Genomic DNA, 17,277 nt, shown 5'->3' with positions numbered 1-17,277 from the left:
ACTCTGTGGTGGGGTGTCGCCTATTGTATAATTAATCCAATATATATAATTTGTTACTTATATACTTTGCCCTTGCTTCAATATATTGGCAAATAAAATCCGGTTCTTTATCAAATAGGTGGATCTGTTCCTTTACATATGGGTCTTTTAAAACATAGGGCCTTATGAGCTCAAAAGTTTCTTGGATTTTAGGTTTCATACATTCTAAAGTAAACTGGTTACTTAAGATATCTTCTAATCGTTTTTTGTATTGGTTTCGAAATGTTTTCACATCAAGAATCCGTGCCGTCAATGTGTTATATCCTTCAATTCTCACATAGTATTCTTCCATGACTTCTCCATTTATATCCCTTCCCCATGTAGCGTCATAATCCCAGGGAATGACTTCAAAAAGTCCCGTTTCTCCGTTCCGATATAACGCATAGTTATGAACGAATCCATCGTAATTCTGTGTGAAAATAACACCTGCGAGCCAGCAAAGATACTTTTCAACGTTTATATATTTTACAATCTCCTTTTCAAAGTCTACTCTTGGGATCGTATTGATTTTTATGATTAATTCATGTAAAGCATTCTCATCCTCAGCTGTCCCACATTTTCTCTCATATCCAAACTCAAGTGATTTCTTTATATCTTGATCAAGTTCACTCATTAACGAGAAGTTAGCGTCACCATCCACAGCATAAAATATTGATCCTTTTGGCAGTTTTTGATTCTCTAAAAAATACTCATCAACAGATTCTAATTCTAGATAAAGTCCCTCATTTTTCCCATTTATCATTAGGAAAACAAACTGGGATTTCGGGGATAAACATCCAATTTCCTTAAAAAAGTCTAAAGATAATTTATTTCTTATGAATGATGGATCCTTATATTCTGCATTTAAATGCCATTCTTTTGCGTTTCGAAAAGTAATGGGTTTGTGAAAAGCTATATGATACGACTTTTTCCTAAAACCACGAATATGAGAGCCACGGTAAGCTAGATCGATGTTATAACTTTTTTTGTTTACGGTCAGCTTTGCAGTAATTGGATCATCAACCCAAATATCCCTGCGTAGCTCGGAAAAATCCAAAGGATGAATAAAAAACTTATATTCAGGTAGTTTCTTAGAATGATCCACAGGTATCCTTCCCCTTTCTTTTTCCTATACTCATATGCAAAAAGGGGTTGTCTGGTTTTTTTTTTTGGTTCGGAGGCGATTGTCTATTACCAATCTCGTACAAGCCACATAGATTATTAGGGAAAAGTAACGTATTTCATTTATATGTTTCGTTTCAATAACTATGAAATGGAGGTAATGAGTATGTCGGATTTTTTCAATAATGATATACAAAGAGCTGTAGACAGTGCTAATTCAATGGGTTTAAATGACTTTATGTTCCAGAGTCCATCAAGCTGCCGTTCTAGAAGCAGAAATACATGTGATAATCGTCGTCGCACTAGCCGTCGTCGCACTAGCCGTCGTCGCTTCACTAGCCGTCGCCGCTTCACTAGCCATCGCCGCTTCACTAGCCGTCGTCGCACTAGCCATCGTCGCACTAGCCGTCGTCGGTGCACCAGCCGTCGTCGCACTAGCCGTCGTCGCGTCACTAGCCGTCGTCGATGTTTTCGGAACTGGGATGATTTAATGTTTGGTAATCGACGAAGAAGTTGCTTTAGAAGATTTTAAACTCTAGCTCAAAGGCATGGAATGATTATCATTCCATGCCTTTATTTGACTAGATCCTTTTGATCTGTCCAAAATGAAGTCGAATTTCATTTAGTTTAGTAACCGAACAGAACTTCAGGATTCCATTTTAATTGGTTAATAGCACATAAAATGTCCATTATAAAAAGCCCTTCGGTCCATGGGCTTTTTTGTAAATTCCATGAGCAAACATAAAAACCCTAGAAATCGAGTTATATCAACGCTTCTAGTTTTTTTTACTTTTTAGGAATGCAGGTTTTTGATTTTAACTAGCGAGTTGCATTTAGTAAAGCCATTTCTTCCCTTTTTAAAAATTCAATCACTTGACCGGCAAATTCTTTTGTTTTTTCAATTTGAACCCAATGGCCGCACTCTGGGAAGACATGAAGCTCTGCATTTGGTAATGCAAGCGCTAATTTGTAGCTTGTGTCTTGTAATGGGATGACACGATCATCTCTTCCATGGATTAATAATACAGGGAAGTTAATTTTTCCAAGCTGCTCGATAGATAGTGCCATAGCACTAACATATTGTTGTCTTGGTCGAGGAAACATCGATGAAAATGATTCTTGGAAGCCTTCTTGCATACTTGATCTATAACGCATTTCTACTAAGTCATCATTTTCGGCTATCGATTGGTTGAAAGTAAATAGTTTGATTAAATCTTTCATATTTTCAAAGCTTGGTGTATATCCCCAAACTCGATCTAATCCTTCGTAAATTTGGTGGTCAATTCCCATACTACCCATTAAGATAAGTCGCTTGATAAGGTCAGGGCGTTTTTTAGCAATGTTTAGTGCAATTGCTCCACCGAATGAGTTACCAATTATTGAAATTTTTGTTTCACCGATGGTTTCAACGAAATCAATCATTTGATCTGCCCAAACATCGATTGAATATTTAATTCTCTCTGGTCGATCTGTGTAGCCAAATCCAACGACATCTGGTGCATAAAGATGAAAATGCTGTGAAAGAATTGGGAAAACTAACCGCCAGTTAGCCCAGGCTGAAACGCCAGGACCAGAACCATGGATAAGTAAAATCACTTCCCCTTGCCCATCCTCATGATAATGTGTTTTAACTCCCTTTACATCAATGTACTTTCCTGCTTCAACTGACATATAAATCTCCTCCATTCAAGCACTCTGCATACGTTTATTCTATTCGTTTAAGGGCAGCTTCACAGCACAATTCATCCTGTTCTGCACTGCCGCCACTAACCCCAATTCCACCGATTATTTTTCCATCTACTTTAATAGGAAACCCACCACCAAAAATGACTAACTTAGGAGTATGTACAATTCCATTTAGTAATGCAGGTTCATCTTTTATCATTGGATACCACTCTGAGGTCGGTTTTCCAAACGCAATTGCTGTGTATGCTTTATTTTGGGAAATGCCAACACTCAACAATGGAGCATGATCCATTCTCGAAAAGCTAACTACATTTCCACCATCATCAACAACGGTTATATTGACAGCAATCCCTAATTCTTTTGCTTTTTGTTCAGCGGCATTAATCATTTTTTTGGCAAGTTCATTCGTTATGGCGTACTTTTCTAAATATTTCATGATTTCCACTCCTGGTCACATTCTCATTAAAAATAGTGATACTGTGGATAAAAAAAGCTTTAAATAACATAGCATCAGTTGGGTAAATGCCCCTGATGCTATGTTACTTATCTCAATACTTTATTTCTTTCCCTAATAGGTATAATACTCATGTCTGTTGTTGGCTTACTTTGACAAGCTAGTCGATATCCAGTAGCATATTCCTCCACAGGTAAAGCAGATTTTGAATAAATCCCATCTACCGTTTCACCAGTCGTAATTTTAATCTTGCACATCCCACATGCGCCGCCTTTACAGCCAACAAAAATGTTACCAGCTTGACGTATAGAGGCATTTAAGATCGTTTCATTTTCCTTAACTAAAATTTCTTTTCCGTTAACCTCGATTTTAAATGTCTCCATGGTTAACACTCCTTAAATTTTCATGTGGCTTACTTAATTAAAAGGAAGCTTCTCTAATGATATGTAATCGCTTACAAAAAAGCGGATGAGAGAAACTTCCTTGATGATTACTTGTTGTATTAGGAAACTACAGTAATAAATCTTTCATTTAATTCTCTTTCAAAATAGAAGACTGCTTTACCGATTGTATCCTCTGTCCATGTAATGGTAGGTGAATCAGGGTATGTGATATAGCCGCCACAGAACACTTCATTACGGTTTCCAGATGGGTCGAAGAAGTATATGGTTGTCCCTCTTGTAACTCCATGACGAGTTGGACCCGCGTCAATCATGACATCATTTTTTGCCATGATATCGGCAGCATTTCGAAGTTCTACCCACTCATCTAACCAGAATGCAAAATGATGAAGTTTGTTTTGTGGTCCTTTAATAATAGCGATATCGTGGGCAGTATTTGTCTTGAATAACCATTTCGCAATCGTTTGATCATTCTTTTCCCCAGCGACTAATTGCTCACTTACGTGGAAGCCAAAAATGTCTGTAAATATTTTTATTGCACCATCAACGTCTTCCCCAGAAATTAAAAGATGATCAAGACGTGTCGGATGCATTCCCAGTAATCCGTCTGGCCATGGGTCAGGATTGACAAGCGCTAATCCATTACCAACAACTTCAACTTGGTTGTATAGTTCAACGATTTGTCCAGTAGGTAAAGTGAATCGAACTGCTTCTCCTTCTGCTATTCGAGTTCCAGCTGGAACACGTTCTGTATCTATCCCATAATTGTTTAATTTTTGTTCATAAAGGTCTAAATCTGAAGAAAATTCACATTTGAAAGCTAAATGCTCCAAACCAGCACTGTCGGCTTTTTTCAAAATTACACTATGATGATCATGCTCATCCCATGCTTTCAGATAAACCCTGTCCTCTTCACGGGCAGTTTCAATTAAACCGATAACTCTTTTGTAGTAATCAATTGATTTCTCCCAGTTTGGACAACGTACTTCAACTCTTCCTAGACGCATGATAGCCATTAATTTACTCCTCCTTATGTTTTCTTAATTTATAGATTAAAATATTTCAGAAGTGATCCCACCAATGAAATACTCTAATTTTAATTTTTTCTAGGGAATAAATTTCATAAAACTAAGCCCTACTGGCTCAAGGGCTTTTAAAAAAGAACAAAGTTAATTGAAAAAGCAAAACATGAAGCGATTCTAAAGTAAATTCAACAGTGGGGTATCTAGAAGAATGGTGAAGGAAAAAACCGTTTTAAAACTGGTATTAAGGTCATTTGGCAATTGGAGCATCATCATATAATAAAAATACCATAAAGCCGATGATTGTTTATGTTGAATATGTGAATGATTTTCGAAATATTTTGTTATTTGAGCAACCTCTCAGAAAAACCGTGCCAGCAGCAGTGGCACGGTTTTTCTATTTCTTTAACCACCTTATCGCTCTTGAATAAAGGAACGCAAGTAATACGTATAGTACAACTACAATTGCTGCGGTCCACATTCGTTCGAGGATCACACCATCCGCATACAAAACAGGACCTAATCCAAAGAAGGTAACTAGTAGGAAGAGAATGATAAAAATAGCATGGATTAAAACTTTCAAAACATCACCTCCGCGGGTACTTCTTATCTATTAGAAGACGTTTTTAAGTTGATCATTGTTACAATTGCATTATTTATCGTGCTTTTTGAAATTATTAAGGTTTGAGTAACCGTTGGACATGTTTTTTTGGGTGGACGATCACACCAGCATGCATACCTGCATTGACCCAAATTGTCTTTTTAACAAGCTTTGGCACTCCAGCATAATCACACCTGTTTCGGGCATTAAGTAACTAAAGATAGAACAAAACCGACCTCAAAATCTAAGGCCGGTTTTACTAAAATTAGTATTTAATCAAGGTGTATTTCTTTTTACCTCTTCTAATGATGGTAAATTGTCCTTCAATTCGATCAGAGTCCTGTAATACATAGGCATTATCTGTAATTCTTTCTCCATTCACTGTAACCGCACCATTTGCGATATCTTCTCTCGCCTGGCGCTTTGAAGGTGAAATTTCCGCAGCAACTAATAAGTCAACTAAGTTACCATCTAAATCCGCCGCATTAAATGATGGGACGTCTTTGAATCCTTGCTCGATTTCTGCTGCTGATAGACTCCGAACATCCCCACTGAATAATGCTTCTGTTATTTTTATCGCCTGCTGCAAAGATTCTTCACCATGAATCAAACGTGTCATTTCCTCAGCCAACGCCCTTTGTGCCTTGCGTAAATGCGGTTCTTCTTGAACAGACTTTTCTAGTCCTTCGATTTCTTCGTGGGACAAGAAAGTAAAGTATTTCAAGTATTTAACAACATCTGCATCCGCTGCGTTAATCCAGAATTGGTAGAATTCATAAGGAGTCGTCTTCTTAGCGTCAAGCCAAACCGCTCCACCTTCTGTTTTTCCGAATTTTGTCCCGTCCGCTTTTGTCACAAGTGGGATCGTTAATCCATAAGCTTTCGAACCTTCTGGCTGCATTTTACGAATTAGTTCTAGTCCAGAAGTGATATTACCCCATTGGTCACTTCCTCCCACTTGCATTTTACAGTTGAAGTTCTCATAAAGGTGATTGAAATCCATTGCCTGAAGAATCGTATACGTGAATTCTGTAAACGATATCCCGGAATCAAGTCGTGAAGCAATTGTATCCTTCGCCAGCATGTAATTGACGCCAATATGCTTACCAATGTCACGTAAGAACGTAACAATATCCATCGACCCAGCCCAATCATAGTTATTCACCAAGACAGCACCATTTTCACCATCGAAGTTAAAAATGGCTGCTAACTGCTTTTGAATCCCTTCAACATTTTTCTGTACAGCCTCCAATGTTTGCAGGTTACGTTCTTCACTTTTACCACTCGGGTCTCCGATAAGCCCTGTCGCACCGCCCACTAAAACAACAGGACGGTGTCCATGCTGCTGAAATCTTCTAAGTGTTAAAAACGGCACCATATGTCCGATATGCATGCTGTCTGCTGTTGGGTCTACTCCACAATATAGAGAGATTTTCTCCTTACTAATCAAATCCTTAAGGCTTTCTTCATCTGTCTGCTGGTAGATGAGTCCCCGCCAAGCTAAATCCTGTAATAAATCCATTTTGTACTACCTCCATTTTTTAAAAAATTAACGCTGTATTAAACTTGATTGTTGATTTTCTTTGTTTCATCAACACCAGTTTCGATGATGACACTTTCCCCAACTCTTCATCGCTGTTTTTGTCTTCATCGGCGTTATGATGACACTTTCCCCAACTTTTTATCGCTTTTTTGTCTTCATCGGTGTTATGATGACACTTTCCCCAACTTTTCATCGCAGTTTTTGTCTTCATCAGCGTTATGATGACTCTTTCCCGATGTTTTTTCCAAAAGTCTTCATTAGCTTTGCAGCCAAAACAAAAAGCGCCCCTGCAAAAATGCAGGGACGCATATACGCGCGGTACCACCCGGCTTGAGGAATAGATTCCTCCAACTCACAAAAATTAACGGTTTTGACCGTTCTCCACTACTTCTTTTTTCACGGAGAAAGCTCTGGGACGTAATTCACTCTTCTATATGTGTCAGCTTCCACCAGCCGCTGACTCTCTAAAAACAGGGATAGAAGAACTACAGTAGATTCCCTTCATAGCTTGATTATTAAAATTATAACTTATAGAATTTTTACCATAATTTATAGCTGCTGTCAAACATGAACTGGGAATATTAGAAAAATGTAGAAGTTTGTCATTTTTACATATATCATTATGCTATAATATATGTGATTTTAAAAGAGGTGATTCTATGAATGATAAATTTCAAGTGTGGTTAGAGAAATTAAAGTCCATACCCAACTTGTTTACCCATAAAAAAACAGTAAAAAGCGCACGAATTACCTACCAAGTATTTTGGAATCTTTTGCTGCTAGTAATGACTGTGGTCATCCTTGGGGGAGCATTTGCAGGTGGTGTTGGTGCTGGCTATTTTGCCTCGCTTGTAAAGGACGAACCTGTCCGGTCTTATGACAGTATGAAAAAAGATATTTATAATTTTACAGAAACATCGGACTTATATTTTTCTGATAATGTCTTTCTTGGAAAGCTGAGGACAGATCTTGAACGTGAAGAAGTAAAAATTGATCAAGTATCTGATTTTCTAGTAAAAGCAGTAATTGCAACAGAAGATGAGTATTTTTATACACACAAAGGAGTCGTGCCAAAAGCAGTTTTTCGTGCACTTTTCCAGGAAGTGACGAATTCTGCTGTTCAAACAGGCGGTAGTACATTAACACAACAATTAATCAAAAACCAAATTTTAACGAATGAAGTCTCTTTCGAAAGAAAAGCAAATGAAATCTTACTTGCTCTACGTTTAGAGAAATTTTTCACTAAAAAAGAAATCCTAGAAGCATATTTAAACGTTTCAACATTTGGAAGAAATTCATCTGGTAAAAATATCGGCGGTGTTCAAGCAGCTGCAAAAGGTATATTCGGAAAAAATGCCAGTGAATTGACTCTTCCACAAGCAGCCTTTATTGCTGGTTTACCACAAAGTCCCTTTGGCTATACACCTTTTACAAGAGAAGGTACGGTAAAAAACAATTTAGAACCAGGTCTTACCCGAATGAAAACCGTTCTAAAAAGAATGTATGATGGCGGTCACATCAATGATACACAGTATGCAGAGGCGGCAGCTTATGATATTACAAAGGATTTTATCCCTGCAGGAGAAAATCCGCTTGAAAAATACCCATACTTAACCTTTGAAGTTGAAGAGCGAGCTGTTGAAGTATTAACCAATGTATTGGCAAAAAACGACGGCTATGAGGAAACAGCTTTAAAAGAAGATGAAAACCTTTATTACAAATACCGAACATTAGCCAATCAGAATTTAAGACAAAATGGATATGAAATCCATACAACCATAAACAAAGAAATATATGATGTATTCCAAGAGGTAAAGAATAACTACCCGAATTATGGACCTGATAAGGACCAAGAGAAGCAGGACCCAGAAACAGGTGAAACGATAATCGTCAAAGAACCTGTTGAAGTAGGCGCTATGCTTATTGAAAATAAAACAGGGAAAATCATCAGTTTTGTTGGTGGACGAGATCACAATAAACAAGAACTGAATCATGCGACAAATGCTATCAGGCAAAATGGTTCTACTATGAAGCCTCTACTTGTTTATGGACCGGCTATTGAATTGGGGAAAGCATCACCAGGTACGCCGTTACCGGATGTAGCCTTAAGACTTGAGCCCTCCATTTCGAGACCTTGGCCAAACAACTATGACAGGCGATACAGTGGTCTTACTTCAGCAAGACATGCGCTAAAAAAATCTTATAACGTTCCAGCTGTTAAGCTATATAAAGATATACTTGATCAGCAGCCTGCAAAATATCTTGAAAAAATGGGCTTTACCTCTCTAAGAAGTGAGGATTATACTAACCTCTCAACTTCTATTGGATCAATGAAAAATGGAGTAACAGTCGAAGAAAACACCAATGCCTTTGGCACCTTTGCAAATGAGGGTAAATTTATTGATGCGTACATGATTGAAAAAATAGTCGATAAAGACGGCAAAATTATCTACCAGCATGAAGTAAAGCCAGTCGATGTTTTTAAACCACAGACAGCATTTTTAACGCTTGATATGATGCGTGATGTAATCAAAAGCGGTACAGCTCAAGGTATCACGAGTAAATTGAAGTTTAGTGCAGATTGGGCAGGCAAAACAGGGACTGGACATGATTATCATGACAATTGGTTTGTGGCTACCAACCCTAATGTAACCTTTGGAATCTGGAATGGCTATGATACGCCAAAGTCATTAAAGACGGGCGGAATGTCCTATTCACAAAGAACGAACAATTTATGGGCAGCATTAATTAATGCAGCCTATGATATTAAACCTGAGTTGATTAGTCCAGCAGAATCGTTCCCTGTACCAACTGGGATTGTAAAGCGCTCATTCTGCGCTGTTTCAGGATTATTGCCTTCGGATGCCTGTTCTAAGGCTGGATTAGTTGAAAGTGACTACTTTAACGCCGATAATGTTCCAACCAAACAAGATAATAGTTTGATTGCAGGAAACTATGTGCAAATTGGTGATAAAAAGTATCTAGCTTTAGATTCTACACCTGCGGAATTTGCCCAACAAGGCGTCATCCTAAATCCAGATTTCATTGCTCAAATGGTTGGAAGGAATTTTAGTAATCCGAGTCAGCTCATACCAAAAATGGAACGCTGGGGTAAAATTCTTGTTCCAAATGATAAAATAGTGGATAACGGAAAACAACCAGACGGAGTGTCCTTATCCCTATCCGGAAATAATCTTATTTGGTCTGCACCTGCTGATAATGATATTGTCGGTTATCGTGTATATCAAAACGATTCAAAGGTCGCGAGTATCATTAGCGGTTCCAGTCTTTCTTTCACAGCAACAATGGGTTCCTACTATGTTACTGCCGTAGATATCGCAGGAAAGGAATCACCAGCCTCTAATAAAGTGGATGTTGGAATTATACCTACTCAATAAAGGTAACAAAAAAAGGAGCTTGGATTCCCAAGCTCTTTTTTTGTTATCAGTGTTTGCTTATCTAAGACGATTCACTTTTTTGATAATTTCTAATTGGATAGAGCGCTTTTTCAAGTGTGAGGAAATTCTTTTCTGTTATTTCAGCTTTCCTAGGAATTGGCTTGTACATATCATTGGGATCATCCCACTTTAGAGGAAGAGTAACTGGTGCTTTCGCTTGCCAGAAATCTAGCCAATCTTGCGGTAAGTTTCCATAACAGTTTGAGTTTTCAGTCATCTCCATCCATATAAGTGCCCATGCTCTCGGAACCACCCTCCAGATATCATAGCCTCCTCCGCCAACGGCAATCCATTTACCCCCACAATATTGATGGGCAATTTCATGAGCAAGCTTTGGAATTTCACGATAGATGTTCATGGTAGCCGATAAATGAGTAAGCGGATCATAATAATGCGAATCAGCTCCATTTTGTGTCAAAATAACATCTGGCTTAAAAAATTCAGCTACTTCCTTCAAAGATTGAGTATAAACCTGAAGCCATGATTCATCTTCTGTAAATGCATCCACGGGAATATTAAAAGAATAACCGTAACCTCTTCCTTGACCTCTTTCATTTACATTCCCAGTACCTGGAAACAAGTATCTTCCTGTTTCATGAATAGATAAGGTACAAACATTGGGATCATCATAAAAGGACCATTGAACACCATCCCCATGATGGGCGTCGGTATCAACATAAAGAACCCTAGCATTGTATTTATCTTGCATATATTTAATAGCTACTGAACTATCATTATAAACGCAAAATCCAGAAGCTTTACCTCGAAAGCCATGATGTAATCCCCCTCCAAGGTGAAGGGCATGGAGAGCTTGACCGGTCATGACTTGATCAACCGCTGTTAATGTTCCACCAACTAGAAGGGCGCTGGCTTCGTGCATATTAGGAAAAATGGGTGTATCTTCTGTGCCTAACCCATAGTTTTCAGCCACTTGTTGCGGCAACTGTCCATGCCCAGCCATTTTTACTGCTGCAATATAGCTCGGGTCATGAACAAGACTGAGTTCCTCCTCTGTTGCCATTCTTGGAGGAATAACCAGCTTATTGTCTAGAGCATTTAATTTATGTAGCAAATCTACAGTAAGTTTGAGACGAAACTGATTAAAAGGGTGATTACTGTTAAATTTATAATTCAACAATTCTTCTGAGAAAATAAATGAACACTGATCGGTCATAAAGATACACCTGGCAGATTTGGCCATAAAACATCATGACCTGATTGTTTTAAATCCTCGATGAGAGCAGTAGGATTCATGGTTTGTAATCTAATAACAAGTATCTTATATTGGTCATTCTTTTTGTCGGGATAAACAAGAACACTCAGAATATTTGCTTTCCGTCCCTTTATGATACTTGTAATATCACTAAGCTTTCCTGCAAGATTAGGTACCCTTATTTCAATTTGAGAACCAGGTTGATGCGCACCTGTTAACTCCACAAGAGTTCTTAATAAATCTGTTTCGGTTACAATTCCAACAAGTTTCTGATCATTCGTAATCGGAAGACAACCGATTTTATGTTCATAAAATACTGCAGCTATTTCCTCCACAAAATCAAGAGGATGACCTGTGATAACATTTTTTTTCATAATAGAGTCAACAGGTCTTTGCAGGTCCTCTACATGTTCGTTTGCACGGAATATAGAAGGAGCTGCTTCGCGAATATCTGTTAAAGTTACAATGCCAACCAATTCTTGCTCACCATTTATTACAGGTATATGCCGAATTTTTTTTTCTTCCATTAATCTCATAGTGTCAGCAATTGATACAGTTGGAGTAACTGTATAAACTTTCGTTTTCATAATCTCTTCAACAATCATCCCAGATACCCCCCTCGGTTCATAAAACGGAGACGATCAAATCTTTGGATTGTCTCCACATCCACCCTTTTACCAATTTTCGCCATAAGACAGTTTGCAGGGTGTGAACAAATCTCAGGGTCATCGGTGGCATACCACTCCAGACCGCCAGCATTCATCATTTTCTCCATGATTTTTCGATACTCCCAAACATTTAGCCCTGTTCCTTTTAAATCCCAATGCCAATAATATTCCGTTGTAATAATTAAGTAATCCTCCATTGCGTCGTCCATCATCGACACTGTGAGGAGATTTTTTCCGACAGAGCAGCCCCTAAATTGGGGAATCACTTCAATCGCCCCCAATTCAATAAAATTATCCATTTTGTCTTCAGACCATCGTTCAAGAGGGTCTGGAAAAAGGTATGTCACATAACCAACGATGGTATGGTGATGTCTTGCGATAATAATTCTGCCTTCTTCAAGTTGTGCAATCCCTACTAAAGCTTGATGCTGCTGTTCTGGCGGACGAAATGCGGTAAGATGTTCGTGAAATTCATATCCAGCAAGTTTATCTGAGGAAATAGGACCCTCAATGATTAAGTTTCCATGGGGAGTTTTCAATTCCTTGGCATTATACGTTTTTTTGTGTTCCATCCCTACACCACCTGAAAAATCATTCGCGTATCAACTCTATTATACATAATTTAAATCTTTTTTTAGCCTCTTTACATAATTTTCTGTCTTATTAAAAGGCTCTTTTCTTAAACTTTATTGCTTTATGGAACAAAATTTAATGATTATGTTAAGATTCCACAGAAAAACAGAATAATTTACAATAAGAAAAGAGCCAGCAAACTAAATTCTAAAGCGCAAAATAACTATTTCCACGTTAAAATCGGCTTTAAGATTTTAACAACACTCTTTACGAAACCAGACTATTAAAATTTTCGTGATAAATTCACAAAAAGATAAAATTATTTTAAAAATTGAGAATAGTTTCTATTTGTACTATAATTATCTCATACTAGCATAAGGGGGAAAATGGAATGAAAGTGGAAAAGCTGCCGGTCATGCAAGGGGAGCATAATTTAACAAATTATGAAGATAAGTATAAGAGCTTTAGTTGGGAGGAGACTGAAAAGGAATTCTCATGGCATGAAACAGGTCTTGTTAATATGGCATATGAGGCCATTGACCGTCACGCTGAGACCTTCCGAAAAAACAAGGTAGCCCTTTATTATCGCGATCATTCTCGTAATGAAAAATATACCTTCAAAGAAATGAAAGAGTTTTCAAATAAGGCTGGTAATGTCTTAAAAACATATGGTGATGTAGAAAAAGGAGACCGCGTTTTTATTTTTATGCCCCGGTCACCAGAACTATATTTTACAGTTTTGGGTGCGATTAAGCTTGGAGCCATTATTGGTCCATTATTTGAAGCTTTCATGGAGGGTGCCATTAGGGATCGTTTACAAGATAGTGAAGCGAAAGTACTGGTTACTACCCCTGAACTATTAGAACGTGTACCTGTTGATGAGCTGCCAGCATTAAAACACATATTCCTTGTTGGTCAAAATATTGAAGAAAATGGCCCATACATTGACTTTCTGAATAAATTCGAGGCTGCCAGCAACAAATTACGAATTGAATGGGTGGACCGTACAGATGGTCTGATTCTTCATTATACATCTGGTTCAACAGGTAAACCTAAAGGCGTATTGCACGTACATAATGCAATGATTCAACAGTATCAAACAGCCAAATGGGTATTGGATTTGAAGGAAGAGGATGTTTACTGGTGTACAGCTGACCCAGGCTGGGTTACCGGAACTTCATACGGTATTTTTGGACCATGGTTAACGGGAACATCAAACATCATTGTTGGCGGACGCTTTAGTCCCGATACTTGGTATAAAATGATTGAAGACTTCGGTGTAACAGTTTGGTATAGTGCCCCAACTGCTTTCCGGATGTTGATGGGAGCAGGAGATGAAATAGTTAAGAATTATGATTTAAGCAGCCTTCGTCATGTCTTAAGTGTTGGAGAGCCATTAAACCCTGAGGTTGTTAAATGGGGTGTGAAGGTCTTTAACAAAAGAATTCATGATAACTGGTGGATGACTGAAACAGGTGCACAGCTTATTAGTAACTACCCATGTATGGAGATTAAACCAGGCTCAATGGGTAAACCGATTCCAGGTGTCGTTGCTGCAATCGTTGACGACCAAGGCAATGAACTTCCTCCATACCGTATGGGGAATCTTGCGATTAAGAAGGGTTGGCCATCCATGATGCATTTGATCTGGAATAATCCTGAAAAATATGAGTCCTATTTTATGCCAAGCGGCTGGTATTTTTCTGGTGACTCGGCCTATATGGATGAAGATGGATACTTTTGGTTCCAAGGACGTGTGGATGATGTAATTATGACATCTGGTGAACGCGTTGGACCATTTGAGGTAGAAAGTAAGCTTATTGAGCATCCGGCTATTGCAGAGGCTGGAGTAATTGGGAAGCCTGACCCAGTACGCGGGGAAATCATTAAGGCTTTCATTTCGCTAAGAGAAGGATATGAACCATCAGATGAGCTTAAGGAAGAAATTCGGGTTTTTGTCAAAAAAGGACTTGCAGCACATGCAGCCCCTAGAGAAATTGATTTCCGCGATAAGCTTCCGAAAACCAGAAGTGGTAAGATTATGAGACGTGTCTTAAAGGCATGGGAACTGAACTTACCAACTGGTGACCTTTCAACTATGGAAGACTAAAATAACGCTCCAGCGCCTACTGCGCTGGAGCGTTATTGTTAATTAGTAGACTGACGGTGCTCGATGCGATGTGGAAGAATGACGGTTTGCTCTTCTACTTCTTCTTTATTCATAAGTTTAGTGAGCAATCGCATTGCGACAGCACCAATATCGTATAAAGGCTGAACGAGTGTGGTTAGCTGCGGGCGTACCATAAGAGATAGTCTGGTATTGTCTGATGTGATTACTTCAAAATCCTCAGGAATTTTATACCCTTTATCCTGGGCACCGTGAACGACACCCAGTGCCATTTCATCTGATCCAACGAGTATAGCAGTTGGTTTATCAGGAGCTTCTAATAATTTTTCGAACGCTTCTATTCCAGAATCATAGGTATAATCACCTTCTACAAGCAATGCCTCATTAAAATCAATTCCTGCTTCTCCTAATGCTCGTTGATAACCCTTAAGTTTTTTATGGATATTTCTTGGTTCTTGTAATGGTCCAATTACGAATGCAATTTTTTTATGACCTTTGTCAATAAATTCTTTCACTGAGTCATATACTGCTTGCTCATAATCTATATTCACAGAAGGAATCTGTTTTGATTCCTCAATGGACCCTGCTAAAACAATTGGTACTGGAGATTTACCGAATTCTTCCACAAGTTTTCCAGTTATATTTCCGCTCATAAAAACAATACCATCAACCTGTTTTCCTAGCATTGTATTTAATAAGTGTAATTCTTTCTCTAAGTTCTGATCGGAATTGCTTAAAATAATGTTGTACTTATACATGGTTGCGATATCTTCAATACCACGGGCCAGTTCTGCAAAAAAGATATTTGAAATATCGGGAATAACTACCCCAACCGTTGTTGTTTTCTTACTAGCCAATCCCCTGGCAACAGCATTAGGACGATAGCCAAGTCTTTCAATTACTTCTAATACTTTCTTTCGAGTAACGGGTTTTACATTTGGGTTTCCATTAACAACACGTGAAACGGTAGCCATTGAAACATTTGCTTCTCTGGCAACATCATAAATTGTAATATTCACGTTTAACACTCTCCTTAAACACGATACGTATTTTTCTTTATTTTACAACATTTTTCAATGATTTAGTCATTGTGATATAGTATACAATCTTTTATGTATTTAATCATACGATAAGAACAATAAAGCCGCAATGAAATTTGTTCTCATTTTCACTATATTTTCATTTTTTAATAAAAAAGACCTCTGCTTAGACAACAGAGGGTCTTTTACACTTATTTAAATTCGAACGAAGTTAGAAGCAAGCAGGTCACTATAAAAAGTATCAAACTGGTCAAGGTTCATCTGCTGCTGTGCATCAGAAAGTGCTACAGCTGGGTCTGGATGAACTTCTGCCATAACACCATCTGCACCAATTGCAAGTGCTGCTTTTGCACATGGTAGGAGTAAATCTCTTCTTCCCGTTGAGTGAGTTACATCGACCATAACCGGTAAATGTGTTTCTTGCTTTAGAATTGGTACAGCGGAAATATCAAGCGTATTTCTCGTTGCCCGTTCGTAAGTTCGAATTCCACGCTCACAAAGAATAATTTGCCCATTACCTTGTGCCATAATATATTCTGCCGCATTAATAAATTCTTCAATCGTAGCCGCAATACCACGCTTTAAAAGAACAGGCTTATTTACTGCACCTGCAGCTTTTAACAATTCAAAGTTTTGCATGTTACGAGCACCGATTTGGATAACATCAATATAATCAATAGCCATCTCAATGTCAGCAGGGTTTACAATCTCACTAATGACAGCCATATCGTATTCATCTGCCACGCGTTTTAAGATTTTCAAACCTTCAACGCCAAGTCCTTGGAAATCATATGGAGAAGTTCTAGGCTTATAGGCACCACCACGGAGAAGTTTTAATCCTTTTTCTTTCATTGCTTTTGCAACAGTTGCGACTTGTTCATACGATTCGACAGCACATGGACCAAAAACAAAATGCTGCTTTCCGTCACCGATTGTTTCACCTTTTATATTAACAATGGTATTTTCAGGCTTCTTTTTTCTAGAGACAAGAAGTGCTTTTTGATGGTCGTCTTTTTGCAAATCTAGACCAGCCTTGAAAATTTCCTTGAACAAATGATCAATGGTAGCATTATCAAAAGGCCCATCATTATGCTCTTTTATAGTATCAAGCATTTTTCTTTCACGAACAGGATCGTATTTATAGACCCCTTGAGTTTCTTTTGCTTTCGCAATCTCTTGGACGAGTTGAGCTCTTTCATTAATCAGCTTCAACAATTCTAAGTTAAGATCATCGACACGTGTCCTTAATAGTTCCAAATTACTTTTGCTCATATATTGTCCCCGTCCTTTCAATAGCATGACAGATTCATCATTAAATGATACTGTATTCTGCCAGCTAGCTCCCTTAAT

The 17,277-nt window shown here is 38.2% G+C and carries 16 protein-coding genes and 1 other annotated feature; of the genes, 2 read left to right on the top strand and 14 right to left on the bottom strand.

Annotated features, from left to right (window positions below; genetic code table 11):
* Positions 1 to 31: 31 nt before the first annotated feature.
* The 9 genes from J2Y03_RS14005 to J2Y03_RS13965 all read right to left on the bottom strand — a co-directional run bounded on the left by J2Y03_RS14005 (position 32) and on the right by J2Y03_RS13965 (position 7,058).
* Positions 32 to 1,123, bottom strand: a complete 1,092-nt coding sequence (locus J2Y03_RS14005) for a CotH kinase family protein (RefSeq protein WP_310195118.1) — start codon at positions 1,121 to 1,123, stop codon at positions 32 to 34.
* Between the two features lie 270 nt (positions 1,124 to 1,393).
* On the bottom strand, positions 1,394 to 1,534 hold the full coding sequence (locus tag J2Y03_RS14000) for a hypothetical protein (RefSeq protein ID WP_310195115.1): 141 nt from the start codon (positions 1,532 to 1,534) through the stop codon (positions 1,394 to 1,396).
* A gap of 425 nt (positions 1,535 to 1,959) precedes the next feature.
* Positions 1,960 to 2,811 (bottom strand): alpha/beta fold hydrolase, encoded by an 852-nt coding sequence (locus J2Y03_RS13995; protein WP_310195114.1) that lies wholly within the window; start codon positions 2,809 to 2,811, stop codon positions 1,960 to 1,962.
* A gap of 34 nt (positions 2,812 to 2,845) precedes the next feature.
* Positions 2,846 to 3,262 carry a GlcG/HbpS family heme-binding protein gene (locus tag J2Y03_RS13990; RefSeq protein ID WP_310195111.1) on the bottom strand — a complete coding sequence of 139 codons (417 nt, stop codon included), beginning with the start codon at positions 3,260 to 3,262 and terminating at the stop codon, positions 2,846 to 2,848.
* 107 nt (positions 3,263 to 3,369) lie between these two features.
* The gene (locus J2Y03_RS13985) at positions 3,370 to 3,663 is read right to left on the bottom strand and encodes a 2Fe-2S iron-sulfur cluster binding domain-containing protein (protein ID WP_132093231.1); all 294 of its coding nucleotides are present in this window, start codon (positions 3,661 to 3,663) and stop codon (positions 3,370 to 3,372) included.
* Between the two features lie 119 nt (positions 3,664 to 3,782).
* Positions 3,783 to 4,697 (bottom strand): catechol 2,3-dioxygenase, encoded by a 915-nt coding sequence (locus tag J2Y03_RS13980; protein WP_132093234.1) that lies wholly within the window; start codon positions 4,695 to 4,697, stop codon positions 3,783 to 3,785.
* Positions 4,698 to 5,100: 403 nt separating this feature from the next.
* The gene (locus tag J2Y03_RS13975; protein ID WP_132093237.1) at positions 5,101 to 5,286 is read right to left on the bottom strand and encodes a DUF6954 family protein; all 186 of its coding nucleotides are present in this window, start codon (positions 5,284 to 5,286) and stop codon (positions 5,101 to 5,103) included.
* A 283-nt stretch (positions 5,287 to 5,569) separates the two neighbouring features.
* On the bottom strand, positions 5,570 to 6,826 hold the full coding sequence (gene tyrS / locus J2Y03_RS13970; protein ID WP_310195106.1) for a tyrosine--tRNA ligase: 1,257 nt from the start codon (positions 6,824 to 6,826) through the stop codon (positions 5,570 to 5,572).
* A gap of 19 nt (positions 6,827 to 6,845) precedes the next feature.
* On the bottom strand, positions 6,846 to 7,058 hold the full coding sequence (locus tag J2Y03_RS13965) for a hypothetical protein (RefSeq protein ID WP_310195103.1): 213 nt from the start codon (positions 7,056 to 7,058) through the stop codon (positions 6,846 to 6,848).
* Between the two features lie 85 nt (positions 7,059 to 7,143).
* Positions 7,144 to 7,361, bottom strand: a binding site (T-box leader).
* 145 nt (positions 7,362 to 7,506) lie between these two features.
* Here J2Y03_RS13965 and J2Y03_RS13960 point away from each other — a divergent pair.
* Positions 7,507 to 10,245, top strand: coding sequence for a transglycosylase domain-containing protein (locus J2Y03_RS13960; RefSeq protein WP_310195101.1), 2,739 nt, complete (start codon positions 7,507 to 7,509; stop codon positions 10,243 to 10,245).
* A gap of 61 nt (positions 10,246 to 10,306) precedes the next feature.
* On the opposite strand, the gene J2Y03_RS13955 is transcribed toward J2Y03_RS13960, so the two are convergent.
* Genes J2Y03_RS13955 through J2Y03_RS13945 form a run of 3 tightly spaced genes read right to left on the bottom strand, consistent with a single transcriptional unit; the run spans position 10,307 to position 12,758 of the window.
* Positions 10,307 to 11,479: an acetoin utilization protein AcuC gene (locus J2Y03_RS13955; protein WP_310195100.1), complete on the bottom strand. Its 1,173-nt coding sequence runs from the start codon at positions 11,477 to 11,479 to the stop codon at positions 10,307 to 10,309.
* On the bottom strand, positions 11,476 to 12,123 hold the full coding sequence (locus J2Y03_RS13950) for an acetoin utilization AcuB family protein (protein ID WP_310195099.1): 648 nt from the start codon (positions 12,121 to 12,123) through the stop codon (positions 11,476 to 11,478). Before J2Y03_RS13950 ends, J2Y03_RS13955 begins: the two co-directional genes overlap by 4 nt.
* Positions 12,120 to 12,758: a GNAT family N-acetyltransferase gene (locus J2Y03_RS13945; protein ID WP_132093252.1), complete on the bottom strand. Its 639-nt coding sequence runs from the start codon at positions 12,756 to 12,758 to the stop codon at positions 12,120 to 12,122. Before J2Y03_RS13945 ends, J2Y03_RS13950 begins: the two co-directional genes overlap by 4 nt.
* Before the next feature lie 392 nt (positions 12,759 to 13,150).
* Between J2Y03_RS13945 and acsA the strand changes: the two genes are divergently transcribed.
* Positions 13,151 to 14,869: an acetate--CoA ligase gene (gene acsA / locus J2Y03_RS13940; RefSeq protein WP_310195095.1), complete on the top strand. Its 1,719-nt coding sequence runs from the start codon at positions 13,151 to 13,153 to the stop codon at positions 14,867 to 14,869.
* Positions 14,870 to 14,907: 38 nt separating this feature from the next.
* Here acsA and ccpA read toward each other — a convergent pair whose 3' ends face one another.
* Together ccpA and J2Y03_RS13930 are read right to left on the bottom strand one after the other, a co-directional pair.
* Positions 14,908 to 15,906 carry a catabolite control protein A gene (gene ccpA, locus J2Y03_RS13935; protein ID WP_310195092.1) on the bottom strand — a complete coding sequence of 333 codons (999 nt, stop codon included), beginning with the start codon at positions 15,904 to 15,906 and terminating at the stop codon, positions 14,908 to 14,910.
* A gap of 216 nt (positions 15,907 to 16,122) precedes the next feature.
* Positions 16,123 to 17,199, bottom strand: coding sequence for a bifunctional 3-deoxy-7-phosphoheptulonate synthase/chorismate mutase (locus J2Y03_RS13930; RefSeq protein WP_132093261.1), 1,077 nt, complete (start codon positions 17,197 to 17,199; stop codon positions 16,123 to 16,125).
* Positions 17,200 to 17,277: the final 78 nt, after the last annotated feature.

The organism is Neobacillus niacini (assembly GCF_031457145.1).
Lineage (GTDB): Bacteria > Bacillota > Bacilli > Bacillales > Cytobacillaceae > Neobacillus > Neobacillus niacini_J.
This window is presented reverse-complemented; position numbering and strand designations above follow the sequence as displayed.